At 73.1% G+C, this 25,786-nt stretch carries 18 protein-coding genes; 8 read left to right on the plus strand and 10 right to left on the minus strand.

The window, feature by feature from the left end; translation table 11 throughout:
* Positions 1-95: 95 nt before the first annotated feature.
* Positions 96-1,442, plus strand: a complete 1,347-nt coding sequence (locus GR130_RS35500) for an ABC transporter substrate-binding protein (protein WP_159508504.1) — start codon at positions 96-98, stop codon at positions 1,440-1,442.
* 116 nt (positions 1,443-1,558) lie between these two features.
* Here the strand turns inward: GR130_RS35500 and GR130_RS35505 are convergent, their stop codons facing one another.
* Together GR130_RS35505 and GR130_RS35510 are read right to left on the minus strand one after the other, a co-directional pair.
* A complete protein-coding gene (locus tag GR130_RS35505) occupies positions 1,559-3,436 on the minus strand; it encodes a hypothetical protein (RefSeq protein WP_236573809.1) in 1,878 nt (625 codons plus the stop codon).
* Between the two features lie 258 nt (positions 3,437-3,694).
* Positions 3,695-5,089, minus strand: coding sequence for a transcriptional regulator (locus tag GR130_RS35510; protein WP_159508505.1), 1,395 nt, complete (start codon positions 5,087-5,089; stop codon positions 3,695-3,697).
* A 478-nt stretch (positions 5,090-5,567) separates the two neighbouring features.
* On the opposite strand from GR130_RS35510, the gene GR130_RS35515 reads away from it, so the two are divergent.
* From GR130_RS35515 to GR130_RS35535, 5 genes are all read left to right on the plus strand, one after another.
* Complete coding sequence (locus tag GR130_RS35515) at positions 5,568-6,239, plus strand: bifunctional DNA primase/polymerase (protein ID WP_159508506.1); 672 nt, start codon at positions 5,568-5,570, stop codon at positions 6,237-6,239.
* A 97-nt stretch (positions 6,240-6,336) separates the two neighbouring features.
* A complete protein-coding gene (locus GR130_RS35520) occupies positions 6,337-7,173 on the plus strand; it encodes an ABC transporter ATP-binding protein (protein ID WP_159508507.1) in 837 nt (278 codons plus the stop codon).
* The gene (locus GR130_RS35525; protein WP_159508508.1) at positions 7,170-8,789 is read left to right on the plus strand and encodes a transporter; all 1,620 of its coding nucleotides are present in this window, start codon (positions 7,170-7,172) and stop codon (positions 8,787-8,789) included. The genes GR130_RS35520 and GR130_RS35525 overlap by 4 nt, the downstream gene beginning before the upstream one ends.
* Before the next feature lie 609 nt (positions 8,790-9,398).
* The gene (locus GR130_RS40095; RefSeq protein ID WP_201305090.1) at positions 9,399-11,675 is read left to right on the plus strand and encodes a hypothetical protein; all 2,277 of its coding nucleotides are present in this window, start codon (positions 9,399-9,401) and stop codon (positions 11,673-11,675) included.
* A complete protein-coding gene (locus GR130_RS35535; protein WP_159508509.1) occupies positions 11,665-12,927 on the plus strand; it encodes a hypothetical protein in 1,263 nt (420 codons plus the stop codon). Before GR130_RS40095 ends, GR130_RS35535 begins: the two co-directional genes overlap by 11 nt.
* 701 nt (positions 12,928-13,628) lie before the next feature.
* Here GR130_RS35535 and GR130_RS35540 read toward each other — a convergent pair.
* Both GR130_RS35540 and GR130_RS35545 read right to left on the minus strand, forming a co-directional pair.
* Positions 13,629-14,504, minus strand: coding sequence for an alpha/beta fold hydrolase (locus GR130_RS35540; protein ID WP_159508510.1), 876 nt, complete (start codon positions 14,502-14,504; stop codon positions 13,629-13,631).
* Between the two features lie 553 nt (positions 14,505-15,057).
* Positions 15,058-15,750, minus strand: a complete 693-nt coding sequence (locus tag GR130_RS35545; protein ID WP_043265676.1) for a metal-dependent transcriptional regulator — start codon at positions 15,748-15,750, stop codon at positions 15,058-15,060.
* 255 nt (positions 15,751-16,005) lie between these two features.
* Between GR130_RS35545 and GR130_RS35550 the strand changes: the two genes are divergently transcribed.
* A complete protein-coding gene (locus GR130_RS35550) occupies positions 16,006-16,773 on the plus strand; it encodes an SIS domain-containing protein (protein WP_159508511.1) in 768 nt (255 codons plus the stop codon).
* Between the two features lie 79 nt (positions 16,774-16,852).
* Here the strand turns inward: GR130_RS35550 and GR130_RS35555 are convergent, their stop codons facing one another.
* Together GR130_RS35555 and pdxH are read right to left on the minus strand one after the other, a co-directional pair.
* Positions 16,853-18,214, minus strand: a complete 1,362-nt coding sequence (locus GR130_RS35555) for a PAS domain-containing protein (RefSeq protein ID WP_443043786.1) — start codon at positions 18,212-18,214, stop codon at positions 16,853-16,855.
* Positions 18,215-18,849: 635 nt separating this feature from the next.
* The gene (gene pdxH / locus GR130_RS35560) at positions 18,850-19,551 is read right to left on the minus strand and encodes a pyridoxamine 5'-phosphate oxidase (protein WP_236573810.1); all 702 of its coding nucleotides are present in this window, start codon (positions 19,549-19,551) and stop codon (positions 18,850-18,852) included.
* A gap of 405 nt (positions 19,552-19,956) precedes the next feature.
* Here pdxH and GR130_RS35565 point away from each other — a divergent pair, with 405 nt between their 5' ends.
* Positions 19,957-21,051, plus strand: coding sequence for a citrate synthase 2 (locus GR130_RS35565; protein ID WP_201305091.1), 1,095 nt, complete (start codon positions 19,957-19,959; stop codon positions 21,049-21,051).
* Positions 21,052-21,529: 478 nt separating this feature from the next.
* Here GR130_RS35565 and GR130_RS35570 read toward each other — a convergent pair whose 3' ends face one another.
* From GR130_RS35570 to GR130_RS35585, 4 genes are read right to left on the minus strand one after another with little or no spacing between them, the layout of a single operon-like run.
* Positions 21,530-22,159: a TetR/AcrR family transcriptional regulator gene (locus GR130_RS35570; protein WP_159508514.1), complete on the minus strand. Its 630-nt coding sequence runs from the start codon at positions 22,157-22,159 to the stop codon at positions 21,530-21,532.
* A complete protein-coding gene (locus tag GR130_RS35575) occupies positions 22,147-22,950 on the minus strand; it encodes an enoyl-CoA hydratase family protein (protein ID WP_159508515.1) in 804 nt (267 codons plus the stop codon). The genes GR130_RS35570 and GR130_RS35575 overlap by 13 nt, the downstream gene beginning before the upstream one ends.
* Entirely contained in the window at positions 22,947-24,542 is a 1,596-nt protein-coding gene (locus tag GR130_RS35580) for a 4-coumarate--CoA ligase family protein (protein ID WP_201305092.1), read from the minus strand. The genes GR130_RS35575 and GR130_RS35580 overlap by 4 nt, the downstream gene beginning before the upstream one ends.
* Positions 24,543-24,587: 45 nt before the next feature.
* Positions 24,588-25,775: an acyl-CoA dehydrogenase family protein gene (locus GR130_RS35585; RefSeq protein ID WP_159508516.1), complete on the minus strand. Its 1,188-nt coding sequence runs from the start codon at positions 25,773-25,775 to the stop codon at positions 24,588-24,590.
* Between the last annotated feature and the right edge of the window lie 11 nt (positions 25,776-25,786).

Raw genomic sequence — 25,786 nt, forward strand, 5'->3', positions numbered from 1 at the left:
GATCTCAAGCGGCCCCCCGGAGTTCACCTCTCCGTCACCGTCGGTTACCCGGACGTCACTCGCACGTTCCGGGCAAAGCGGCAGGCTGCCGAGTCATGACCGGTCGGCGACGCCCCTCCCCCCGCCCCTTCCCCCACACCTCCGCGGTCGCCTCCGCAGCGGTGTGCACGGCGGTCGTCGCGTCGCTGCTCTCGGGCTGCGGCTCCGTCCTCGGCGGCGGCTCCGGGGACAAGGAGCCGGTCACGGTGATGACCTGGGCCCCCGAGGGCACCAAGACGACCAACATGCCGGGCATGCCGGCCATGGCGGAGGCGTACGCCCGCTGGGTCAACTCGCACGGCGGGATAGCCGGCCACCCCTTAAAGGTCCTCACCTGCAACGAGCGCAACGACTCGGCGCAGGCCACCCGGTGCGCCCAGCGCGCGGTGGACGCGGGCGCGGTGGCGGTCGTCGGCTCGTACAGCCAGTACGGCCGCTCGTTCATGTCCCCGCTGGAGGTCGCGGGCATCCCGTTCATCGGCGGGTACGGCGCCTCCGACGAGGAGTTCGCCAGCCCGCTCTCGTATCCGGTCAACGGCGGCCAGGCCGCCCTCCTGGCCGGGAACGGGCGCCAGTTGGCCGGCGACTGCAAGCGGGTGGCGCTGGTCCGCCCGGACAGCATCCAGGGCGACCAGATGCCGTCGCTGCTGGACGCCGGGCTGCAGAGCGGCAGCCGCGCCCCGGCCAAGGACGTCAAGGCGCCCGAGGACGGTACCGACTACTCGCCCCAGGTGACCGCCGCCCTGAAGGCGGTGGGCGCGGACCCGGCCGTCTACGGGACGGCCGACGCGGGCGGCGAGGCGACCGGTTCCTGCGTCTCCGCCTCCCTGGGCGACCACACGGACACCTTCTTCGACTCCTTCCGGCGGCTCCAGGAGCAGAGCCCCAAGGTGCGGGTGGCGTCCGTACTGGGCAGCGTCGACCAGTCGACGGTGAACCGCACGGGCGGCGCCTCCGGCCCTCTGGAGGGCGCGGACATCACCGGCTGGTACCCGGTCGCCGGCGATCCGCGCTGGCTGCCGATGCGCCGGGTCATCAACGAGGAAGCCTTCGACGACAGCCGTATCGACCCGGCCGACCAGGGCGTCCAGACGACCTGGATCGCCTACACGGTGCTGAGCGCGGTGATCCGGCAGCTCGACGAGGCGGGTGTCGAGGACATCACCGGGCACGCCCTCCAGACCACCCTGGACCGCGGCGACCGCGCCATCGACACCGGCGGTCTCACGCCGAAGCTGCGCTGGCGCAACGACGACATGCTGGCCGTCACGGACTACCCGCGCATCGTCAACGGCATGGTGACGTATCAGGTCGTCCGCAACGGCGAACTGGTCGCGGCCCAGGACGGCTTCGTGAACGTCACCTTGACGCTGGAGCGGCGGCGCACGGACGACGGCAACTGACAGCCGGCCGGGCAGACCCACCCGGCCGGACGGTTCCGTCCGACCGGACGGCCCCTAGGGCCTTTCCGAACATGACCCATCGGTCGGGCGCTGAGCCGCCTCGCCCGTGCGGCGGTTCACAGCTGCTCGGGCTGATGCTGCGTCAGGCCGTACTTCTGGGCGATCGGGTTCCAGATGCCCGCCGCCTCCTGCTTGGCCTTGGTCGCGTCGCCGCTGGCCGCGTTGCCCTGCCCGGCTTCCTTGCCGCCCTTGGGGTGGCCGTCGTCGCAGCCCTTCTTGCCGGCCGCCTCGTCGGCCCAGGCCGCGTAGTGGTTGTCCGCGGCGGCCGAGGACTGCCAGGCCTTGGTGAGCGCGGCGGTCAGCTGGGCGCTGTTCGGGATCTTGTCGACGGGGAGCTGCTGGAGGCGGGTGACCAGGTCGTTGCGCTGGCCGGCGGCGGACCGCAGGTCCTTGGCCGCACCGTCGAGATTGCTGCAGCTCTTGATGTTCTGCACCGCGCCGATCACCGAGGAGCGGCTGTTGTTGCTGTCGCCGAGCAGCGCGTCCAGCCCCTTGGCCTGGGCCTCGGCCGGGTCGCCGGTCGCCTTGGACCCGTTGTCCTTCGCCGACTTGGCGGTGCTCGTGCCCGGGTCCCGCTTCGTGCCGGGGTCGTCGCCGCTGCCGCTGCTCAGCGCCCAGCCGAGGCCGAGTCCGGCGCCCGCGAGCGCCACGACGATCACGCCGATGATCACGGCAGGGGGGAGCTTGCCACGTCCTCGGCCGCCGCCGTCCTCGTAGGCCGCGGGCTGGTCGAGGCCGCCACCGGGCGGGAACTGCCGGCCGTAGCCGCTCTGTTGGCCGTACGCGGGGCGGCCGGGGTCCTCGAAGCGCGGCAGCTGCGCGGTGGAGTCCGGTGCGGGGACGGCGCCCGGCGCGGCCGGCTCGGCGCGGAACAGGCCCTCGAACTCGGCGGGCGTCGCGCGGTTGCCGGGGGCACCGGGCGCGCCGGGGGCGGTGGCGTACGCGGCGGCACCGGACTGCGGGGCGGGCATGCCGCCGCCGACCGGCGGGAGCAGCTGGGTGGCCTCCGCAGCGTCCGCGGGCGCCGCGCCGGGCATCGGCTGGAACTGCGGCAGCGGCTGCCCCTGCGCCGGGCCCTGGTTCTGCCGGACCGGCCGCAGCAGCTGGGTGGACTCGCCGGCCGCCTCGGGCGGCAGCGGGGCGGCACCGGGGGCGCCGGAGGGGCCGCCGGTGACGGGGGGAAGGACGGTGGTCGCCTCGTTGGCGGCGGGGGGCAGCGGCGCACCGGCCTGCCGGGTCGCGCGGACCAGCTCACCGGAGGCGGCCGACGGGTTCGCGGCCTGCGGCCCGAACGGGTCCGGATGCTGCGGGTACTGCTGGGCCGGGGGCTGGGCGGCGGACGGGCCGCTCTCGGGCGGCAGGGCGCCGAACGGGGCCGCGGGGGCGCCGGGCGCGCCCTGGTCGGCGGACGCCGGCTGCGAGTCCTGCGCGCCGAAGGGTATGAGGGCGGTCGCCTCGGCGTCCGCGGCGGCGGGCGGCAGCGGCGCGCCGGCGTGCTGGGCGGCGGGCGCCGGAGCCGGCTGCCCGGGCGCCTGCGGCGGCGTTGCGGGCGGCGCGCTCGGCATGGGCGGCAGCGGCTGCTGCCCCTGCGGGAATCCCTGGCTCTGCGGCGGCAGGGAGGCGGCGGGCTGCTGCTGCGCCTCCGGGAGCGGGGCCGACGCCGGGGCGGCCGGGTGCAGTCCCGGGGACGGGGCGGAGGGGAAACCGTGCCCCGGCGCCTGTCCGTACGGCTGCGGCTGCCCCTGCTCGTATCCCGGCTGCCGCGCGGGCGGCTGCCCGGGACCCCAGGGCTGGCCCCACGGCTGGCCGGCCGGCGGCGCGGCCTGCTGGTCGGGCGCCCACGCGTCGCCGCCACTCGCGGGCAGCACTACGCCCTCTCTGGCCGGGCCGGCCGCAGGATTCTGCGGGTCGTGACCCTGTCCGCTCTGCGTCACCGGGACTCCTACCATCGTGCAGACCTACGGGATCGTCGGCTGCACGCTACCGGTTCGCAGCGACGTTCGACCATGTGTCCAGGTCACCACCCCCTCCGTCCCCACGGGCGCCGCCCGGGCGCGCCGTCCGCAGACGGGGCGGGCCGGAATCCCGGTCCGCCCCCGCAGCGGAGGGCCGAACGCGCCTCGCGTCCCCTCCTCCTCTCCGTCCTGTTCCTCGTGTCTCCGCTCTCTTCTCCGGCGCTCCTGAGGCGTTGCTCACGCCGCCGCGGCGCGCAGTTCCATCCGTGCGGCGAATTCCCTTACGACGGGTTCGTCCTGATACGGCTCCAGGCGCTGCTGGAAGTCGTCCAGATATTCGGCGCCCCGGTCCGAGCGCAGCCCGGTCAGCAGCTCCACCGCCTGCGTGCCCGTGTGGCATGCCTGCTCGATCTCGCGCTGCTGCACCTGGGCGCTGGCCAGCAGCACCATCCCGATGGCCCGCCGCCGCGCACGGTCCGCCGGATGGCCGTCCAGCGCCTCCTTGGCCCGCTGCCCGGCGGGCCCCGGCTGCCCCAAATCCCGGTGGCAGTGGGCCAGTTCGTCCGCCAGATACGCCCGGTCGAAGTGCCCGATCCAGTCCGGGTCGTCGCCAGTGCCGGCGGTCGCCTCGGCGCGCTCCATCGCGGACAGCGCCCGGCCGGCCACCGTCTGGAAGGCCCGGCCGTCGCCCAGCAGGGCGTGCCCGCGGGCCTCGGCCGCGCAGAACATCGCCTCCGCCCGGGGGGTGACCTGCCCCCGCGCGCCCTCCTGGGCGGCCCGCGCGAGCTGTGCGATCTCCCGCGGGTTGCCCAGCGACGCGGCCAGATGACTCATGCTGGCGGCGAGCACATAGCCGCCGTAGCCGCGGTCGCCGGCCGCCTGCGCCAGCCGCAGCGCCTGGATGTAGTAGCGCTGCGCCAGGCCCGGTTGGCCGGTGTCGACGGCCATGTAGCCGCCCAGTTCCGTCAACCGCGCGACGGCCGCGAAGAGTTCCCGCCCGACCGCCTCGCGGTACGAGCCCGCCAGCAGGCCGGAGACGACGCTGTTGAGGTAGTGCACGACGACCGGGCGGACGTGCCCGGCGCCGAAGCGGTGGTCGAGTTCACTGAGCGCCGTGGTCATGGCACGCACCGCCGCGACGTCCGAAACGCCCACTCTGGCACCGGCGTTGCGGGCGACCTGGGTGTCCGCCCCGGTGATCAGCCAGTCCCGGCTGGGCTCCACGAGCGCGGAGGCCGCGACCGTCGAGCCGCTGAGGAAGTCCCGGCGCCCGACGTCGCTGCGCCACAGCTCGCAGACCTGCTCGATGGCCCCGAGGACGGTCGGCGAGAACTGAAGTCCCACCCCGGACGCGAGGTTCTTGCCGTCGGCCATCCCGATCTCGTCGATGGTGACCGTACGTCCCAGTTTGCGGCCGAGTGCCTCCGCGATGACGGCCGGGGCGCGGCCCCGTGGCTGTTGCCCGCGCAGCCAACGGGCCACGGAGGTCTTGTCGTAGCGCAGATCGAGACCGTGTTCCGCGCCGCACATGTTGACGCGGCGAGCCAGCCCCGCGTTGGAGCAGGCGGCTTCCTGGATGAGCGCTTGCAGCCGCTCATTGGGCTGGCGCGCGACGAGTGGCCTGGCGGCCATGTGGTACCCCCTGTACTGCTGTTACTGCTGCGCGTTCACCGGCGAACGCCGTTCCCCGCGATCAATTCCCCGTACATATCCTGGATATCCGAGACATCCTGGATATGCGGGGTACGAACCAGGGCCATGCGCTTTGCAGCGGATGCACGGGATACGAGCGTTATGCGCGAAGCCCGTGCGCCGTCGAGCGAAGTCCCACGGCCGAAGTTCCGAGGTGCGAGGCGCTGATCCACGAGAGGGGAAGGCGTGCGGTGTCCGTGCACCGGTCGCGGCGCCGCGGCGCAGAGCTCCCCTTTTGCCCGCGGGCTGCCGCCGGGCGGCCTCTCCGCCCGTCATGCAGGTGGCTACCCGCTCCCCGGCCCCCGGCCGCACACGCGCCCCCATCGGTGCATCCATGCGCCCCACGTGCCAGAACGATGCGCCGGGGCTGTCACCCGTTCGGCCGTAACCGTTGGTGACACGGGCAGTTGTCATCTGCGTGGAAGAGACCATCGGAGTCACAGGAGCCTCGCAGATCCCCAAGCAGCGCGGCGAGCAGCTGCTCGACACTGCGGTGCGTTACGCGGAAGAACGCCACTGGGACGTGTTCCCCGGCGCATGGCTGGAGCACGACGGCGAGACGCCGCGCTGCTCGTGCGACGCCGCCGGCTGCGGCTCGCCCGGCGCCCATCCGACCGCGCCCGGCTGGGCCGGCCAGGCCAGCGGCACCGCGTCCGCCGTCCGCCGTATGTGGAGCAAGCAGCCGCGCGCGTCGATCCTGCTGCCCACGGGCCGGACGTTCGAGGCGCTCGACGTTCCCGAGACCGCCGGGTGCCTGGCGCTGGCCCGTATGGAGCGGATGGGGCTGACCCTCGGCCCGGTGACCCGCACCCCCGACCGCCGGATGCTCTTCCTCGTACTGCCCGGCGCCGCGGCGAAGGTGCCCGACATGGTGCGGAACCTGGGCTGGGCACCGGCCGCCCTGGACCTGATCTGCCGCGGCGAGGGCGAGTACATCGCAGCCCCGCCGACCCGCATGGGGCCGCACGGCTCGGTGCAGTGGGCGCGCCGCCCCACCGCCAGCAACCGCTGGCTGCCCGACGCGGAGGAGCTGATCAGCCCGCTGGCGTACGCCTGCGCGCGGGATGCGGCGGCGGCCCGGAGCCGCTGATCCACAGCCCCCGTCGGGGTGTCGGAGCCTGCCCGTATCGTGGACACGGACGGGGGTCACGACCGGGCCCCTGCGCGGGGACGTCGAAGGGCAGGCCGTGGCCAGCGAACCGGAAGAAATGCACGAACGGGACGGGTCGGTCACGACCCCGGGCAGCGTCGCGGGCGGCCCGCCCGCCGTCCGCATCGAGGGCCTGTGGAAGAAGTTCGGCGAGCAGACCGCCGTCCACGGCATCGATCTGACGCTGCCGGCGGGCCACTTCATCGGCCTGGTCGGCCCCAACGGCGCGGGCAAGACCACCACCCTGTCCATGGTGACGGGCCTGCTGCGGCCGGACTCCGGGCTGGTCGAGATCGGCGGGCACGACGTCTGGCGCGACCCGGTGGCCGTGAAGTCCCGGATCGGCGTCCTGCCCGAGGGGCTGCGCCTCTTCGAGCGGCTGTCGGGCCGCGAACTCCTCGGCTACATAGGCAGGTTGCGCGGCCTTCCGGGGAACGAGGTGGACAAGCGGGCCGACCAGCTGCTGGACGTCCTCGACCTGTCCGGCTCGCAGCACAAGCTCGTCGTGGACTACTCCACGGGTATGCGCAAGAAGATCGGGCTGGCCGCAGCCCTGCTGCACAACCCCGAAATCCTCTTCCTGGACGAGCCGTTCGAAGGTGTCGACCCGGTGTCGGCGCAGACCATCCGCGGCGTCCTGGAGCGCTACACCTCCTCCGGGGCGACGGTGATCTTCTCCAGCCATGTGATGGAGCTGGTCGAGTCCCTGTGTGACTGGGTCGCGGTGATGGCCGCCGGGCGCATCCGGGCACAGGGGTCCATCGCCGAAGTGCGCGGCGACGCACCCTCGTTGCAGAACGCCTTCCTGGAGCTGGTCGGCGCGAACCGCGGCGCCGGGAAGAACCTCGACTGGCTGGGCGGCGGCGCCCGATGAGCACCGCAGCCGCCCCCGCCCCCGCGTCGCCGACCGCCGTCTTCATACGGCTCAAGCTGACGCTGCTGCGCAACGGCCTGCGCCAGTCCGCCGGGCGCACCGCCGCGTATGTCATCTCCTTCGTCGGCGCGCTGGTGTTCGCCGCCGGTCTCGTGGTCGGGCTGATCGCGCTGCGCGGCAACGCCCATGCCGGCGCGCTCACCGTCCTGCTCACCGGGATCCTCACCCTCGCCTGGGCGGTGATGCCGCTGTTCTTCCCCTCGGGTGACGAGACCCTCGACCCGACCCGGCTGGTCATGCTGCCGCTGCGACCGCGCCCGCTGGTCCGCTCGCTGCTGGTGGCGTCCCTGGTCGGCGTCGGCCCGCTCTTCACGCTCGCGCTGGTCACCGGCTCGGTCGTCTCGGTCGCGCACGGCGCGGCCGGCGCGGCCGTCGGCGTACTGGCCGTCGTCCTGGTGGTACTGGTCTGCGTCACCCTGGCGCGGGCCGTCGCCACCGCCTCGGTGCGGCTGCTGACCAGCCGCCGGGGCCGCGATCTCGCCGTGCTCAGCGGCCTGTTCATCGCGATCGGCGCCCAGGCCGTCAACCTCGCCGCCCGCCGACTGGGCAGCCCGGACGGCCTGTCCATGCTGGAACCGCTGGGCAACGTCCTGCGCTGGGTGCCGCCCGCCTCCGCGATCAGCGCGGTCGACGACGCCGGCCACGCCGCCTACGGGCGCGCTGCGGCCGGCCTCGCCCTGACCGTGGCGGCCCTGGCCCTGCTCCTGTGGTGGTGGCAGCGCACACTGACGACCCTGATGACGGCGCCGGACTCCTCCACCCTCCAGACCGCGGACAAGGACGGCGCCCGCCGCTCCGGCAGCGGGGAGCGCGGCCTCGCGCGGCTACTGCCCGGCGGCCGTACGGGCACGGTCATGCTGCGTTCGCTGCGCTACGCCTGGCGCGACCCGAAGTCGAAGATGTCCTGGGCGTCGGCGCTCGGCTTCGGCCTGCTGGTTCCCGTCATCTCGGCCGTCCAGGGCAACGGCAGCATCTACACCGCCTTCTCGTCGTCCGCGCTGCTCGGGATGATGATGTACAACCAGTTCGGGCAGGACACCTCGGCGTTCTGGATGGTGGCCTCGACGATCTCCAGTGCGCGGGACGCCCATCAGGAACTGCGGGCCCGCGCGCTGACGCTGGCGCTCGTGGCCGTCCCATACGTCACCCTGGTCGTGCTCGGCACCGCGGCCCTCGTCGGCCCCTGGTCGGCCTTCCCGCAGGTCTACGGCCTCTCACTGGCCCTCCTGGGCGCTCTGCTGGCCACGGGAGCGATGGCCTCGGCGCTCTTCCCGTACTCGATCCCCTCGGAGGGCAACAAGAACGTCGCGCCCGGCCAGGCCGGCATCGCCTGGATCAGCCTCTTCGGCGGCTTCCTGACGGCCGCCGTGCTGTGCCTCCCGGTGATCGCGCTGACCGTCTGGCTCCATATAGCGGGCATGCAGAGCCTGTTGTGGGTCCTGCTGCCGGCCGGCGCGGTGTACGGGCTCGGCATCGCGGCCCTGGGGCTGCGCCTGGCCGCTCCCCGGGTGGTGGCCCGGCTCCCGGAGATCCTGGCGGCGGTCAGCAAGGGGTGAGGCTGCGGGCGCTCAGGCGCCTGCTCCTCGTTCTCCTTGGTCTGCTTGTTGACCTTGGTCTCCTTGGCCTGCTTGTTCTGCTTGTTCTGCTTGTTCTGCTTGTTGTCCTTCGTTCTCCCTGACATCAAGTTCGGTTGAGGCCCCTGGGGTTCGGGGTGTCGGCAGGCCGACCCGGCCGGCACCCCCATCCGCCCACGTCCCGGGACTTCGGCCAGGTCTCCTGGCGTTGGATCTTCCTCATCAACGTCCCGATCGGCATCAACGTCCCGATCTGCCTGACCGCCCTCCCCCCCCAGACTCCCGCCGCTTCCCGCGGGACACCCCGCAGCCCACCCGCCGGCCGGACGTGCCCGGTCTGCTCACCCTCTCCCTGGGCCTCGCGCTGTTGATCTGCCTCACCCTCGTACGTGGTGCTGCTCTCCCCCCACCCCCGAACCCACCCCCCGCCCCCTCCCCCGAAGAGGGAGAGGGGGAGGGGGCGGGGGAAGCGCCAGTCCCGGCCGCCGCCCCGCCGACCCCCAGCTCACGGGCTTTGCCGGGAAGTTATCCACAGGGTTCACCGGCCGACGTGCGGGAGCTGTAGCGTCGTGGCGACAACACGAACGAGGGGTGGTGGGGGCGGTGCTGCGCGCCGGAATCGTGCTGGTGACGGGATGGTTGGCGGTGCTCTTCGCCGCTGGGGCAGTGCACGCCGCGCCCGTTGCGTCGGACACCCCGACCCAAGCCGCCTATCTCGCCCAGCAGCTCCGGAACAATCCGGTCTATATCAGCGACGAACTGCCCCGCGTGGTGCCACGTTCGACGGCACCCGCCTTCGCCAAGGAGGCCCGGCGGCTCGGCGTTCCCACGTACGTGGTCATCCTCCCCTACACCTCCGTCGGCGCCCTGGATTCCGGTCTGCTCGCCCAGATCCACGACCGGCTGGGGCGCAAGGGGCTGTATGTCTCCGTGTCCGAGCTGGGTTTGGACAACGTCCAGGCGTACGGCGTGAGCGTGCCTGGTGCCGACGACGCCCGCACGGCCACGATGTACGAAATGCCTCATGACGCCACGCCCCGCGAATCGTTCCAGCGCTTCGTCGACGTGCTCACCTCGGGGCAGGCGCATGAACGCGCCGAGAAGGGCCGGGACGAATACGGCGGGGCGTACAACTCTCACGAGCCGCCCAAGTTGCACACCGACTCGGTCGACCGTCAGAACCAGAGCTTTCTCACCGGCACCGTGGTCGCCGGAGTACCGCTCGCCGCGCTGCTGATCTCGAACTATGCGATGCGTCGCCGCCGCGCCAGCCGCGCCGACGGTCCGACCGGACCCGGTGGATCCAGTGGTTCCAGCGGCTCCGGCAGTTCCGGCGACCCCGGCGGCGCCGACCGCGGGAAGAAGTACGCCGCCACCAAGTCACCCGGCACGAAGGTGAGTTCCGCCAAGGCGGGCGAGCCGAAGAATGCCGGTGCCGCCAAGGCCGGCGCTACGACACGAGGCACCACCAAGACCGGCAACACGAAACCCAGCAGCACGAAACCCAGAAGCAGGAAGCCCAGCGCCCCCAAGGCCGTCAGTCGCCCCGGCCACACCGCCTCCCGCCCTCGCAAGCGGTCCTTCGCACCTGAGCGGTCGTTCCCTCTCGGGCTGGGTGCGCTGGTGCTGGCCGGGCTGCTGGCCTTCGGCGCGTCACTGGTGTTCCACGACACGACCTCGGGCGACGGCTCCGTTCCCACGGCCGCCGATATGCGAGCCCGCGCAGACCGGGTAGCCGACGGTCTGCGGCACGATCCGCTCTATGTCGACCCCGAGAGCCCGTCCCCTCTCGACACTGCCCAACGCAGCAGACTGCACGACCAGTTGGGCGCGCTGCATGTCCCGACGCTGGTCGCCGCCCTGCCCACGTCCATGGACGACGAGTCCGGCGGCCGTACGGAACTGCTGGCGAAGTCGCTGCACGACCGGCTGCGGCGCAACGCCCTCTTCGTGTTCGCCAACCCGACGTCCGGCTCCCTCGACATCGTCAACTACGGCACCCCTGTGGACGCCGCATACCTCTTCGACCGCCCGCACGACCTCCAGTACGGCGCGGGCGACGGCTCGACGCTCGGCCCGCGGCTGAGCAAGCTGCTCACGTACCTCGACAAGGCCCCGGTGTCCAAGACCGCGGGCTCGCCGGACGCGCCGTCACCGGCGGCCGATCCGGTGGCGGCGCAGAAGCTGCCCGGACTCTTCACCGGCGACTTCGCTCCGGGGCTGTTCAGCGGCTCCCTCGCCGCCCTGCTGTTCTTCGGTCTGGTGGTGGCGGTGTGGGCGATCGTCCGGTGGCTGACCGGGCTCCGCCGGCCGGCGGGTGCCGGTGCGCCGTCCGGGGCACCGGCGGAGCCCACGTCGGCGTGGTTGCGGCGTACGGCCCGGCAGGAGGTCGCCGCCCTCACCACCACCCTGGAGCCGACCGCGATGGCGGAGGAGTCCCGGCGCCGGGCGTGGGAGTGCCTGGATGCCGCCGCGCTGCTGATCGACGGCGACAGCGACGGCCGGATCGACGCCGATGCCACTCCGGTCGGGCTCGCCTGCGCGATCACGCTGGCGCGGGTCGGCAGGGCCGCCGTTCAGGATCCGGCCGCCGCGGAGTACGTCTGCTACCGCAATCCGCTGCACGGCGCGGCCACCGCGCGGGAGCGGAAGCGCCCGGCCGGCGGTGGCAAGCCGGTGTCGCTGCCGGTGTGCGCGGCGTGCCGGGAGAGGCCCGGTGCGGTGCTGCGGCTGCGCGGTTCCGACGGCTACGGGCGCCAGGGCTACGCCCCGTACTCCACCCTTCCGGGCCCGTTGGCCACGCTCGCCGACGGCGCCCGAATAGATCAACTCACCCGCGACGTACGGGAGTACTTCGGTGTCCAGTGACCCTCGTTGCCGCCGTCCGCTGCGGTCCGCCCTCGCCGTCGGTGCCGCGTCCGTCGCGCTGCTGTTCTGCGCCGCGGCTCCGGGGACGGCCGCCGAGAGCCCCGGGCAGAAGATCGCCGACGCGCTGCGCACCTCCCCCGTCTATGTCGACCCGTCCCTCTCGTCGGCGGTCGGGCCGGACGACCAGCGCAGGCTGGTGACCCAGATCCAGCAGACCCGTCTGCCGATCAAGGTCGTGCTGGTACCGCTGGTCGAGGGCGACAGCTGGGGTGGCAAGTCGGAGCAGCTCGCCCAGGTGGTGCACGACAGGATGGGCGGCGGGCCGGCCATCCTCATCACGCCCGGGAGCTATCCGGACGACATCGCCGCCGACGAGTGGCCCTCCAACGCCCACCAGGCGGGGCGTGCCGCCGCCTCGATCTTCTTCGACGACGCCATGAAGGGCGCGGGGCTGACGAAGCGCATCTCCCGTGCGATAGACATCATCAAGGCCGGCGACGGCGACAAGGTCTACGACCGGCTCACCGCCCGCTACGGCACGTCGTCGGGCAGCGGGACGGCGAAGAAGCCCGCCGCGCACGGTGGTTCGCCGGTGGTACGGATCGTGGCACTGGTCGCCGGTCCGCTGCTGGTGCTGGCCGCGGCCTGGCTGCTGCTGCGGCGCCGCTCGCGGCTGCGCGATCTCGCCACGCCGTTCGCGATGCCGCGGTCCGTTTTCGCCGCCGCCCACAAGGCGGACGAGGACGGGCTCCGCGACCGGGCCACCGAGGAGGTGGTGCGGCTGGGCGAGGAGGCGCGCGCTGCCGAGGGCGATCCGGCGGCGGTCGAGCGGGCCCTGGACGCCTACTCCGCGGCCGGTACGGTCCTGGACCGCGCCCGCGGAGTCACGGACCTGGCAGGCGTGTTCGCTCTGATCGCCGAGGGCCGTGCGGCGCTCTCCACGGCTCCGGCCACCCTCCCGCTGTGCTTCTTCCATCCGCTGCACGGCCCGGCCGTGCGCCGTATACCCTGGCGCCCCCTGGGCCGCCGCGAGCAGCTCCGGGTCGCCGCCTGCGACACGTGCCTCCGCGCCGTACGCGCCCGCCGCGCCCCCGCGGTGCTGACGGAGCGTCTGGACGGCCACCTCGTCCCGTACTTCGAGGTGCCCGCCGAGAAGAGTCTCTGGGCGGCGACGGGTTACGGGTCGCTGCTGTCGGGGGACTCGTTGGCCGCGCATGTCCAACGGGGCGATTTCACCCGGACGTTGGGCTGACGATCGACGCAACTCCCCTCACCCGGACGGCGACAGCTCACCGTGCGAATCCTCTGGTCTGGAGCCCGGACCAGCAGAAGAGTTCCGCCGATTCCGCGGCGAAGGCGGATAAGGGCGCGACCGCTCCGGCTGCCGGGAATGCGCTGAAGCCGGGTCAGAGCGGCACCGGACAGTACAAGGAAGAGTCCGGAAAAGTCACTTATGAGGTCGCGGCGCGGAAGGTTCACGTCGGAACCGAGGCCGAGGCGCAGAGAATGGTCCGGGACCCGAAGGACGCCAAGGGCCTGGTCGCCGCCACCGCGTTCGTGAAGTACGCGAACAAGGGGCCCGTCATCATCAAGGGCCCGGCGAAGGCGGATATCTGCGCCGAAATCTCCGCGGACGGCCAGCGCGGTGGCGTGCTCATCGGCGCCCCCCACAAGCTGCCCGGCTGCGAGGACCCGGTCGACATCGAGAACCGGAAGGTCGGCCAGAGCCACGTCATCTGCACGACCTACATGATCCCCAAGGGCGCCAAGGCCCTGGAGGTCCACTGGGGCGACGAGGGCGCCCCCACCCGTTCATCTGGAAGTTCGACAACGCCGGCTGACGGTACGGCGGTTACCGATACCGCTCGCCCGTGTGGCAGGGCTCCCGCGGAGCCCTGCCACACGGGCCGCGCCCTCGGGGCGCCGCAGCCGGGCCGGGGCCTGTCCGCCGGGTCAGGAACGGGCCGCCGCCGTCCGCAGAAACGGCTCGATCACGCGACACCAGGCGTCCGGCTGCTCCCAGGGCAGCAGATGCCCGGCGTCGGGGATTTCGGCGTACTCCCCGCGCGGCAGGACCCGGACCATCTCCTGGGCCTCGGCGCGGCCCAGTTCGGCGTCCAGGCCGCGCACCACGAGGGCGGGGCACTGCACCTGCGCGAGCTCCTCCCAGTGCGCGTCATGCACCCAGGTCTCGCGGGCGCTGAGCATCTGGCGACGGGAGAAGACCGGACGCCAGCCGTCGGCGCGCTCGGCCATCACCTCGGCGAAGAACTCCCCCCGGGCCGGCCGGGGCCGCTCCAGGATCGGATCGTCCTCGCCGAACCACCGCCGGACGTCCGCGAGGGTCGCGAACGGCACCGGCCAGGAGCGGAACCACTCCATCCACTCCCGCTGCGAGGCCGCGCCCAGCGCCGAGGCACGCATATCGCAGATCACCAGCGCACCGACCAGATCGGGACGCCGGGCCGCCAACTGCCACGCCGTCAGCGCACCCATGGCATGGCCGACCAGGGCGACCGGGGCCAGTCCCAGCTGCTCAATGGCGGCGATGGCGTCGTCGACATACGCCCCGCGGTCGAACGGACCCTCGGCGGGCTTCTCGCTGCGGCCGTGGCCGCGCTGGTCCAGGGCGACCGGGCGGTGCCCCGCGCTCAGCCGGCGCGCGGTCTCCGCCCAATGGGACGCCCGCCCCATCAGACCGTGGAGCAGCAGCACCCCCGGGCCGCGCTCACTCCCCTCCGACCCGCCACCGCTCTTGGGCGGGTCGGTGAACTCCCAGGCGGCGAGCCGCACGCCGCCGGACCCCGTCACGTTGATACGCCGCACCATCTGTCCTGGCACCCCCAATCGTCCCCTGGCCAGCCCCGTACGCCTCACACTATCGAACCTGTATTCGAACGGACCGCTGCCGCGCCCAACACCCCACTTTCGAGTGACCTTGCTCAGGGATTGGCCGCGCCCACCACGGGGAGACATCTGCCGGGAGGCGGGCCCTACCGGGAAGGGGGCCCGTGGGGAAAGACCCTGGGAGCTCGGGGCTCCGGGTCTTGGCGGGGGGACATGGGGAGGCAGGGCCCCGGCTGCTCGCAGCGCCGGGGCCCTGACCGTCCTCGATCGGACTCAGTGGACGCATCCGAGCCCCCTAGGCCGTCAGCGCATCACGCGTGAGTGACGACGCATGGCCATGCGTCTGCGCCAGGGTGACACGAGACCGGCCGTACCGCACTGATTCGCACAACTTCATTCAACGCGCCGGACGTTGACGAGCCCGCCGCACCGCGCATCGGCGCAGCTCAGCGGGCTCGCGGGGATCTTCGGAAGGGCGTGCGAAAAAGCGGAAAAGCGCCGGTCCACCCAGAGCGTCGGCTACCCGGCCGGCCGGTCAGCGCTTGGCGACGAAGACGTGGCCTGCGATCTCGGCGTCCAGCTCGGCGGCCTCGCCGCTGCTGCCGACCAGCACACCGGCCGGGGACTCCGTCACGCTGACCACCGCGCCCGGCTGCACACCGGCCCGCCGCAGGGTGTACATCAGCTGGGCGTCGGCCTGGATGGGCTCGCCGATCCGGCGCACCACGACCGTCTTGCCGTCGGCCCCGGCGTCCAGATCCATCAGGCTCACCATGCCCGCGTCCAGGAACGGGTCGGCCTCGGCCTTCTCGCCCAGCTCCTCCAGCCCCGGGATGGGGTTGCCGTACGGGGACTCCGTCGGGTGCCGCAGCAGCTCCACGACGCGGCGCTCGACCGCCTCGCTCATCACGTGCTCCCAGCGGCACGCCTCGGCGTGCACCTGCTCCCACTCCAGCCCGATGACATCGACGAGCAGGCACTCGGCGAGGCGGTGCTTGCGCATCACCCGCGTCGCCAGCCGCCGGCCCTCCTCCGTCAGCTCCAGATGCCGGTCGCCCGCAACCGTCAGCAGGCCGTCTCGCTCCATGCGCGCCACCGTCTGGCTGACCGTCGGGCCGCTCTGTTCGAGCCGCTCCGCGATGCGGGCGCGCATGGGGACCACACCCTCCTCTTCCAGTTCGAGGATGGTGCGGAGATACATCTCCGTGGTGTCGATCAATCCGGACATGCGTGCCCCTCGATATGTCGTGCGGTGGCCCTGCATCCAATTCTGACGCATCCCACTGACATCGGTGCCTACCCGTCCGCGCAGCGGACCGTGCCGGACGGCGAACCGGTGCACTGACCGGCGTATTGACAGCGCACTGGTCCAGACCGCAACGTGATCCGCGCCACTGATCCGCGATGCGGCGAACAACCCGCCGAACGACCCGGCGGAAACCGGCGAAGACGCGACGACGACCGACGAGAGGGGCCGGCGGGAATGGCTGAGAGCGACCGGAGCGAGGGGCTGGCCGACAGGTACTTCGACGCCGCCATCGATCTGCTGCGGCAGGTCCGCGACGCGGAGGGGGACCGGATCACCGCGGCTGGGCGGCTGATCGCCGACACCGTGGAGGCGGGCGGCCGGATCTTCTCCTTCGGGGCCGGCCACTCCTCGCTGCCCGCCCAGGACACCGTCTACCGGGCGGGCGGCCTCGCGGTCATGAACCTGCTGTCCGTACCGGGCGTCGTCGGGGTGGACGTACGGCCCGCGACGCTCGGCAGCGCGCTGGAGCGGGTGGACGGGCTGGCCGCGGCCGTCCTGGACACCAGCCCGCTGGAGGCCGGCGACGTACTGGTGATCATCTCGCTCTCCGGGCGCAACGCGCTCCCGGTCGAGATGGCGATCAACGCGCAGGCGCTCGGCATCAAGGTCGTCGGCCTGACGTCGGTGGCGTACGCGGAGGAGACCAAGTCCCGGCACTCCTCGGGGACCTACCTCAAGGACCACTGCGACATCGTCCTGGACAGCCGGATCCCGGTCGGCGACGCGGAGCTGACCCTGCCCGGCATCGAGGCGCCGTTCGCGCCCGCCTCCACGGTCGTCACCAGCGCGATCATGCAGGCGGTGGTGGCGACGGCCGCCGGCACCCTCGCCGAGCGGGGCGTCGAGCCGCCGCTGCTGCGCTCCGGGAACGTCGACGGCGGGCACGAATGGAACGGCCGGGTGATGCGGGAGTACGCGGACCGGATCTTCTACCGGCACTGAGCGGCCCCGTACACCGCCCGCGCCCTCGGTGCCCGTCGAGACTCCAGGGCCTTGCCGTTCCTGGCCCGTCGGCCAGCCCCTAGGCCCTCGCGGCGCCCGCCAGGTCCAGGGCGGCGGCGACACGTGAGGCGACCTCCTCGGCGTAGTCCGCGTCGGCGCGGTCGAACGGGCGCCGCGACGGCACCCGCAGGAACGTCGCGACGCCGAGGGTGCGGCCCCGGCTGCGGAGCACCACGCACAGGCCGTGCACGGTGCCGTCCGGCCAGGTGCGGGCAGCGGCCCAGCCGTCGGCGGGGGCCGGGCCGGCGCTGGTCCGCACCGAGCCGCGCCGCGCGTACGCCTGGAGGGCCGGGTGGCCCGGTACGTAGGCCACCGGGATGCCGGTCGGCGGGACCGCCTCCGAGGGGCCGGGCGAACCGGCCGGGGAGGCGAGCGCCCGCACCAGCCGCGGCGGGCCGCCCGTACCTCCCGGGTGGGACTCCCCCGCGCCCTCCTCCAAGGGCGCCCGGTCCGCATCCCACTCGGCGTCCGCGTCCACCGCGCCGTACGGAGCCGGCGCCGGTGTCCTGGCGAGGTCGACCAGGGCGTGGTCGGCGAAGCCCGCCAGCGCGAAATCGAGGTGGACGGCGGCGGCCTCGGCCGGGTCCGGGCACTCCGCGGCGGCCCGCCCCGCCCGGTGGAGCTGGTGGGCGCGGAAGCGCAGCAGGGAGTTGTCCTGTTCGGCCCGCTTGGTGTCCGTGACGTCCTGGAAGAGCCAGGCGACGCCCAGCGGAACCGGCTCCTCCGCCAGCGGCGAGGCCAGCCGGACGAAGCCGCTTCGCCAGCACCGGCGCGGGAGTTCGGCCTCCCCCTCGCGCAGCGTCACCCACAGTTCGGCGACGGCCGGCGGCGCGCCCTCGGCGAGAACGTGCTGCAGCGCGCTCTCCAGCTCCTCGACGCCCTGCACCAGCAGATCACCCAGCGGGCGGCCCAGCAGTGCGGTACGTCCCACTCCAAGGGTGCGGGCGGCGTGCGCGTTGACGACCGCGGGCCGCAGATCGGCGTCGATCAGCACCACGCCCCAGGACGCCTCCTCGAAGAGCGCCTCGCTGAGCGCGATCGCCCGCTCCAGGTCTATCTGGGCGTGCACCTCGCTGAACGCGCAGTAGGCCCCGGCGACCCCGCCGTCGGGGCGGCGGACCGCGGACGACTGGGTACGGACCAGGACACGGTGGCCGTCCTTGGTCAGCAGGGCGAACTCGTGGACCTGGCGGCTCGGGGAGCGCATCGCGGCGGCCAGCGCCGCCTCGATCCCGTCGGCGTCCTCCTTGCGGACCGCCCAGCCCGCCAGCCCCCTACGGCCGACCGCCTCGTCGGCGGTCCAGCCCAGGATGCGCTCGGCCTCGTGGTTCCAGTGGGTGACCGTGCCGTCCGAGGTGAAGGCCACCAGGGCGGCGTCCATACCGTCCAGGAGGGCGGCGAGCAGAGCGGAGTCGTCGTTGTCCGGAGGCCGGTCGGGGGCTCCCTCCGCGCCGGCCGGCGGATATGCGGCGGCTGCCCCCTGGGAGCCGTCCGGCCCGGTCGCGGCGTGCCGCTGCGACGAGGAGGCCGACGAGGCAGAAGAAGCGGACGAGGCAGTCACTGGTACCCCTTACGAACGCGGTCGCACGTGCTCCACCTGGGAGCATTCAACTGGAACGTGACGTGGCCCACACCCGATTCGAGGAAATCGCCGACCCTGGCACACGCCACCGGAAAATTCGGTTGTGCGGCGGCCGGCGGCTTCCTAACGTGTGGGGTACACGAGAAGGGAGGTGGTTCGGCAGATGATTTCGCACCGGACGCGTGAGGTGGCTGCGGGCTAGCGGCCCGTCGCTTCACCGAAGTGCAGCGCCGGACCAGCGCATACTGCAGATGCGCAGCCGGCCAATTCCCAGCAGTCACCCGACCCGCGGGCTGCCGGTTCGTCCGACCGGCCCTTCGCGCCACCGAGCGCGGAGGAAACAGCCCGCGGGTCGTCTGCGTTCCCGGACCGGACCGCGGGTACGGGCGGCCCAAGCCGCAGGGGCCGACCGCTACGGACCGCCCCCGCCGCCGTCAGGGCGCCAGGCGCTCCACCCGCCACTGCCCGGCCTCGGGCGCTCCCTCGCGGACGTACCGCAGCCGGTCGTGGAGGCGGTTGAGCCGGCCCTGCCAGAACTCGATCGTCTCGGCGGTGATCCGGTAGCCGCCCCAGTGCGGCGGCGCCGGGACCTGCTCGCCCTCGGGATAGCGGGCCGCCAACTCCTCGTAGGCCCGCTCCAGTTCGTCGCGCGAGGCGACCGGTGCGGACTGGTCGCTGGCCCAGGCGCCCAGTTGGGAGCCGTGCGGGCGGGTGCGGAAGTAGGCGGCGGTCTCGTCGCGGCCGATGCGCTCGGCGGTGCCGGTCACGATGACCTGGCGGGCGAGCGGGTGCCAGGGGAACAGCAGCGAAATATAGGGGTTTTCGGCCAGTTCGCGGCCTTTTCGGCTGGTGTAGTTGGTGAAGAACACAAAGCCGCGCTCGTCGAATGCCTTGAGGAGCACGGTCCTTGAGCTGGGCCGGCCGGCCGCGTCCGCCGTCGAGACGACCATCGCGTTCGGCTCGTGCAGACCGGCTGCTGCCGCGTCCTTGAACCAGCGCGCGAACTCGTCGTAAGGGCTCGCGGCGAGGTCGGACTCGGCAAGTCCCTCATGGCGGTAATGCGCGCGCATGGAAGACGGATCGGGGGTCTCGGCGGAAGGCATGTCGGCGGGATGCACGGCCTCATCTTGCAGCATCCGCGCCACGCCGGGCAGCCGGGTGGGCTGGAAGTCTGCCCCTCGTCGCCGGTGCGTAACCCTCCCGTCGGCGAATTGACCAGTGTGCCGGACGTCACCCTTCCTCGCAGCTGATGAACCCGCCAAAATCATGGCCCGGCCCACTGTGGCCTCCGGACATCGGGAGTTATCGTGTCCGTCCTCAGGCCGCTGCGGCGCACCACTCGCGGCGGCCCCGTCCGCGGACCGACCCCCCGCGGGCAGAACCGCCGCGTGGCCCCTGCCCCGGCGGGGCATCACCGGGGTGACCGGTACGGACCGCGAGCTGCCCGACACAGCCGCGTAACCGCACCGGCGCCGAACTTGACTCGACCGCACGGCAGCCGGTTCCGCCCGTCTGCCGTCCCCATCTTGAGGAGCCGCCTGATGTCCGACTTCGTTCCCGGGCTTGAGGGAGTCGTCGCGTTCGAGACGGAGATCGCCGAACCCGACAAGGAAGGCGGCGCGCTCCGTTACCGCGGGGTGGACATCGAAGACCTCGTCGGGCACGTGTCCTTCGAGAACGTCTGGGGGCTGCTGGTCGACGGGGCGTTCAAGCCGGGGCTGCCGCCCGCCGAGCCCTTCCCGATCCCGGTGCACTCGGGTGACATCCGGGTCGACGTGCAGTCCGCGCTCGCCATGCTCGCGCCCGTATGGGGCCTGAAACCGCTGCTCGACATCGACGAGCGGACCGCCCGCGACAACCTCGCCCGCGCCGCCGTCATGGCGCTGTCCTACGTCGCCCAGTCGGCCCGCGGGCAGGGCCTGCCGATGGTGCCGCAGCGGGAGATCGACAAGGCCGAGACGGTCGTGGAGCGCTTCATGAAGCGCTGGCGCGGCGAGCCCGACCCCAAGCACGTCAAGGCCGTCGACGCCTACTGGACGTCGGCCGCCGAGCACGGCATGAACGCCTCCACCTTCACCGCCCGGGTCATCGCCTCCACCGGCGCGGACGTGGCCGCCTCGCTCTCCGGCGCGGTCGGCGCCATGTCCGGCCCGCTGCACGGCGGCGCGCCGTCCCGGGTCCTCGGCATGATCGAGGAGATCGAGCGGACCGGCGACGCGGCGGCCTACGTCCGGCAGGCGCTGGACAACGGCGAGCGGCTGATGGGCTTCGGCCACCGCGTCTACCGTGCCGAGGACCCGCGGGCCCGCGTGCTGCGGCGCACCGCCAAGGAACTGGGCGCGCCGCGCTTCGAGGTCGCCGAGGCACTGGAGAAGGCCGCCCTGGAGGAGCTGCACAACCGCCGCCCCGACCGGGTGCTGGCCACCAACGTCGAGTTCTGGGCGGCCATCGTCCTGGACTTCGCCGAGGTCCCGGCGCACATGTTCACGTCCATGTTCACCTGCGCCCGTACGGCGGGCTGGAGCGCGCACATCCTGGAGCAGAAGCGGACGGGCCGACTGGTCCGGCCGTCGGCCCGCTACGTGGGTCCTGGCCCGCGCAGCCCGCGCTCTATCGACGGCTACCAGTCCGCATAGCGGTTGCTTCCCACGTTTTCGGCTTTCCCGCCGTGGGGGTTCGCGTGCTTGCGCCTTCGGCGCGGGGTGTTGTCCGCTGCGCGGGGCTTTCGGGTGCGGTGGTGGTCCTCCGGGGGTGGTGTGCAGGACTGCTTCGCTTTACGTCCTGCACACCACCCCCTCCGGCCCACCCCCTCCCGTGGGGGGAGGAGAAAGACGGTGGGTGGGGGATGGGCCGAGTGGTCCGGTGACGGTTTCCCTCCACCCATGAACCGGCACAGTCCCACTTACGCGCGCCCCACTCGCCTTTTCTCACCCACTCACGGGAGGGGGCGGGCCGGAGGGGCAGGGTGTCCGGACGTAAAGCGAAGCAGTCCGGACACCCTGCCCCGCAGGACCGCCACCGCACCCGACAGCCCCGCGCAGCGGCCCCGCCCGCCGCAGGCGAAACGGCGCCGCACCCGGCAACGTGGGGAGCAGGCAAAGCGCAGCGGACCGGCTACGTCCCTCGGGACAAGACGTCGTCGATCAGCTTCGCCCACTGGGCGACCACGCCGGCCCGCCGCGCCGAGTCGTCCGTCAGCAGGTTGGCCAGGCCGAGCCCGCGGGCCATGTCGAGGAGGCCCTGGACGGTTTCCCGGACGCCGGGGACGGACTCGTCGGCCTCCAGCAGGGCCACCGCCGTACGGTGCGCCTCGCGGCCCACGCGGGCCTCCAGCGCGGTGACCCGGGAGCGGAGTTGCTCCTCGTCCGAGGCGGCCACCCAGAGGTGGAGCGCGGCCCGGAACAGCGGTCCCGTGTAGAGGCCCACCAGTTCCTCGACGATGATCCGGGTGCGGGCGATGGAGCCGGCGGGCGGCAGGTTGTGCGCCATGGCCTTCACCGCGCCCTGCCGCTTCTCGGCGACGTGCTCGACGGCCGCGGTGAACAGGTCCTCGCGGGTACGGAAGTGGTGCTGGGCGGCGCCGCGCGAGACGCCCGCCCGTTCGGCCACGACGGAGACCGTGCTGCCGCTCCAGCCCCGCTCGGCCAGGCAGGAGACGGCCGCCTCCAGCAGTTTGAGGCGGGTGGCGCGGCTGCGTTCCTGCTGGGGCTCCTTGGGGCCGCGCGCCGGGGTCAGCGCGCCCATTCGGGGGCCCGTCGTTCCAGGAAGGCGGTCATGCCCTCGCGCGCCTCGGCGGAGGCGAAGAGCCGCGCGGACTGCTCGGCGAGCGCCTCGGTGTCCCGGTCGAAGGCGGCCAGCACCCCTGCCGTCACCAGCTTCTTCGACTCGGCCAGCCCCTGGGGGGAGCCCTTGCGCAGGGCGTCCAGGAGGGGCGCCAGTGCCGCATCGATGTCGGCGGAGTCGGTGGTGGCGAGGGTGAGCAGGCCGATCCTGGCGGCCTCCGCGGGGCCGAACTTCTCGCCCGTCAGGTAGTAGCGGCCGGCGGCGCGGGCGTCCAGGCGTGGCAGCAGCGGCAGCGAGATGACCGCGGGGGCGAGTCCGAGCCGCGCCTCGGTGAAGGCGAAGGTGGCGTGCGGACCGGCCACCGCGATGTCGCAGGCGCCGAGCAGGCCGAGCCCGCCCGCCCGTACGTGGCCGGTCACGCGGGCGACGACCGGTTTGGGCAGCTCCACGATGGCCCGCAGCAGCCGGGCGAGCCCCAGCGGGCCGTCCGTGGCGGCGCCGGAGGTGGCCTCGGTCAGGTCCGCTCCGGCGCAGAACGTGCCGCCGGTGTGGGCGAGGAGCACGGCGCGCACGGTGTCGTCCGCCGCCGCGTCCGCGAGGCCCTGGTGCAGTTCGGCCACCAGGCGGGCGGAGAGCGCGTTGCGGTTGTGCGGGGAGTCGAGGGTGAGGGTGGCGATCCCGTGCTCGTGGGAGCGCGCCACCAGGGGTGTCGCGGGGGCCGCGCCGGCGGGCGCGGGCGGTGCGTCGGTCATCGGGCCGTCGAACTCCTCTCCCTGGCGCGCAGTTCGCGGCGCAGGATCTTTCCGGTGGTGGCGCGCGGCACGCTGTCCAGGAATTCCACGCGGCGCACCTTCTTGTACGGGGCAACCCGACCGGCAACGTAGGCGATGACCTCGTCCGCGGTGAGCGCGGCCCCCTGCCGGCGCACCACGAACGCCTTGGGGACCTCGTTGCCGTCCTCGTCGGTGACGCCGATGACGGCCGCGTCCGCGATGCCTTCGTGGGCGAGCAGCAGCGCTTCGAGGTCGGCGGGCGCGACCTGGTACCCCTTGTATTTGATCAACTCCTTGACGCGGTCGACGACATACAGCCAGCCGTCCGCGTCCGCCCGTCCGATGTCGCCGGTGTGCAGCCAGCCCTCGGGGTCGATCATCGCGTCGGTCTCCGCGGGCCGCCCGAGGTAGCCCTTCATCATCTGCGGTCCCTGGATGAGGATTTCGCCGCTCTCGCCGGGCCCCAGGTCCGCGCCGGTCTCCAGGGACACGATGCGCATCCGGGTGTTGGGGAGCAGTGTGCCGACGGCCCCCGGGGGCGGGGCGGTGGCGGAGGCGGGCACCACGTGGGTGGCCGGGGAGAGTTCGGTCATCCCGTACGCCTGGAGGACCGCGGGCAGGCCGAGCCGGCGGGCGCAGGCGGCGGCCAGCCCGGCGTCCAGCGGGGCGGCGGCGCAGACGAGGCGCCGGAGGGAGGACAGGTCGTAGTCGTCGACCATCGGGTGCCTGGCCAGTGCGAGGACGATCGGGGGCGCCGCGTACACCTCGGTGATGCGGTGGTCGGCTATCGCGGCCAGGAACTGCCGCAGGTCGAAGCGGGGCAGCACCACGACGGTGGCGCCGTTGCGCAGCGGGGCGTTCATCAGGGCGGTCAGCCCGTAGATGTGGAAGAAGGGCAGGACCGCCAGGATCCGGTCGCCGGGTCCGTTGGACATCAGTGGGGCGAGCTGGGCCAGGTTGGTGGCGATGCTGCGGTGGGTGAGCATCACGCCCTTGGGGGTGCCGGTGGTCCCGGAGGAGTACGGGAGCGCGGCGAGGTCCGTGGTGGGGTCGAGGTCGAGGGCCGCCGGGGGCTCGGGGGCGTCGGCGGCGAGCAGGTCGCCGATCGAGCGATGGCCCTCGGCCCGGTCGCAGACGAGGATGTCGGCGATGCCCCCGGCCTTCCGGGCGGCGCCGCGCGCGGCCTCCAGCAGCGACGCCACGGTCACGATCCAGCGGGCGCCGGAATCCCGTAACTGCCGGGCGAACTCCTCCTCCGTGGCCAGCGGATGGACGGTGGTGACCGCCGCCCCGCACCGCGAGGCGGCGTAGAAGACGGCGGGAAAGGCCACGGAGTTGGGGCTGTGCAGGGCCAGCACGTCGCCCTTGCGGAGCCCGGACGCGGCGAGGCCGGCCGCGATACGGCGGCTGTGCCGGTCGAGTCGGGCGTAGCTGACGGTGCTGCCGTCGACGCCGTCGATCAGTGCGGGCCGCTCTCCGTACTCCGCCGCCCGCCCGAGGACGGCCTCGTGGATGGGCAGCTCCACGGGAGCGACGTCGGCGTACGCGCTGCGGTACACGTGGGAATCCATGCCGGGGCCTTTCCTTCGGTGGGTCCGGGGCGGACAGGTCCGGTCTCAGTACGACCTGGGCAGCCCCAGCGACCGGTGCGAGACGAAGTTGAGGATCATCTCCCGGCTGACCGGGGCGATCCGCGCCACCCTGGCGGCGGTGATCAGCGACGCGAGCCCGTATTCGCGGGTCAGGCCGTTGCCGCCCAGGGTGTGCACGGCCTGGTCGACGGCGTGGACCGCGGCCTCGGCCGCCGCGTACTTGGCCATGTTGGCGGCCTCGCCGGCGGCCAGGTCGTCGCCCGCGTCGTACAGGAGCGCCGCCTTCCGCATCATCAGCCCGGCCAGCTCCAGTTCGATGTGGGACTGGGCGAGCGGGTGCGCGAGGGCCTGGTGGGCGCCGATGGGCTCCTTCCAGACCTGGCGGGTGCGGGCGTAGTCGACGGCCCGGCCGAGGGCGTAGCGGCCCATTCCGAGGGCGAACGCGGCGGTCATGATGCGCTCGGGGTTGAGGCCGGCGAACAGCTGGAGCAGCCCGGCGTCCTCGTCGCCGACCAGGGCGCCGGCGGGCAGCCGCACCTCGTCGAGGGTCAGCTCGAACTGCTTCTCCGGGGCGGCCAGTTCCATCGGTATCGGGCTGCGCCCGAAGCCGGGGGTGTCGCGCGGAACGATGAACAGGCAGGGCTTGAGCTTCCCGGTCCGGGCGTCCTCGGTGCGGCCGACGATCAGCGTCGCGTCGGCGATGTCGACGCCGGAGATGAAGACCTTCCGCCCGTTGAGGATCCAGCCTCCGCCGTCCCTGCGGGCGGTGGTGGTGATCCGGTGCGAGTTGGACCCGGCGTCCGGTTCGGTGATGCCGAAGGCCATCGTGCGGCTGCCGTCGGCCAGCCCCGGCAGCCAGGTGCGCTTCTGCTCCTCGGTGCCGAACCGGGCGATGACCGTGCCGCAGATCGCCGGGGAGACCACCAGCATCAGCAGCGGGCAGCCGGCCGCCCCCAGCTCCTCCAGCACGAGGGAGAGTTCGACGATTCCGCCGCCCCCGCCGCCGTACTCCTCGGGCAGGTTGACGCCGAGGTAGCCCGACTTGGCGGCCTCGGCCCAGAGTTCGTCGGGGTGTTCGCCGTCGGCGACGACCCGGGCGAAGTACTCCCGGCCGTAGCGTTTGCCGAGCGCCGCCACGGCGGCGCGCAGCGCGCGGTGTTCCTCGGACTCGATCACAGGGTTGCTCGCGGCCTTGCTCGGGACGGTGCTCATGCCGGCTCCTT

The organism is Streptomyces sp. GS7 (assembly GCF_009834125.1).
In the GTDB taxonomy this organism is placed as follows: domain Bacteria; phylum Actinomycetota; class Actinomycetes; order Streptomycetales; family Streptomycetaceae; genus Streptomyces.

Excerpts from the sequence above, each read along its gene's own strand:
- GR130_RS35500 (WP_159508504.1), top strand. The coding sequence starts at position 96 with ATGACCGGTCGGCGACGCCCCTCCCCCCGCCCCTTCCCCCACACCTCC.
- GR130_RS35510 (WP_159508505.1), bottom strand. The coding sequence starts at position 5,089 with ATGGCCGCCAGGCCACTCGTCGCGCGCCAGCCCAATGAGCGGCTGCAA.
- GR130_RS35525 (WP_159508508.1), top strand. The coding sequence starts at position 7,170 with ATGAGCACCGCAGCCGCCCCCGCCCCCGCGTCGCCGACCGCCGTCTTC.
- GR130_RS35540 (WP_159508510.1), bottom strand. The coding sequence starts at position 14,504 with ATGGTGCGGCGTATCAACGTGACGGGGTCCGGCGGCGTGCGGCTCGCC.
- GR130_RS35545 (WP_043265676.1), bottom strand. The coding sequence starts at position 15,750 with ATGTCCGGATTGATCGACACCACGGAGATGTATCTCCGCACCATCCTC.
- GR130_RS35550 (WP_159508511.1), top strand. The coding sequence starts at position 16,006 with ATGGCTGAGAGCGACCGGAGCGAGGGGCTGGCCGACAGGTACTTCGAC.
- GR130_RS35555 (WP_443043786.1), bottom strand. The coding sequence starts at position 18,214 with ATGGACGCCGCCCTGGTGGCCTTCACCTCGGACGGCACGGTCACCCAC.
- pdxH (WP_236573810.1), bottom strand. The coding sequence starts at position 19,551 with ATGCTGCAAGATGAGGCCGTGCATCCCGCCGACATGCCTTCCGCCGAG.
- GR130_RS35565 (WP_201305091.1), top strand. The coding sequence starts at position 19,957 with ATGTCCGACTTCGTTCCCGGGCTTGAGGGAGTCGTCGCGTTCGAGACG.
- GR130_RS35570 (WP_159508514.1), bottom strand. The coding sequence starts at position 22,159 with ATGGGCGCGCTGACCCCGGCGCGCGGCCCCAAGGAGCCCCAGCAGGAA.
- GR130_RS35575 (WP_159508515.1), bottom strand. The coding sequence starts at position 22,950 with ATGACCGACGCACCGCCCGCGCCCGCCGGCGCGGCCCCCGCGACACCC.
- GR130_RS35580 (WP_201305092.1), bottom strand. The coding sequence starts at position 24,542 with ATGGATTCCCACGTGTACCGCAGCGCGTACGCCGACGTCGCTCCCGTG.
- GR130_RS35585 (WP_159508516.1), bottom strand. The coding sequence starts at position 25,775 with ATGAGCACCGTCCCGAGCAAGGCCGCGAGCAACCCTGTGATCGAGTCC.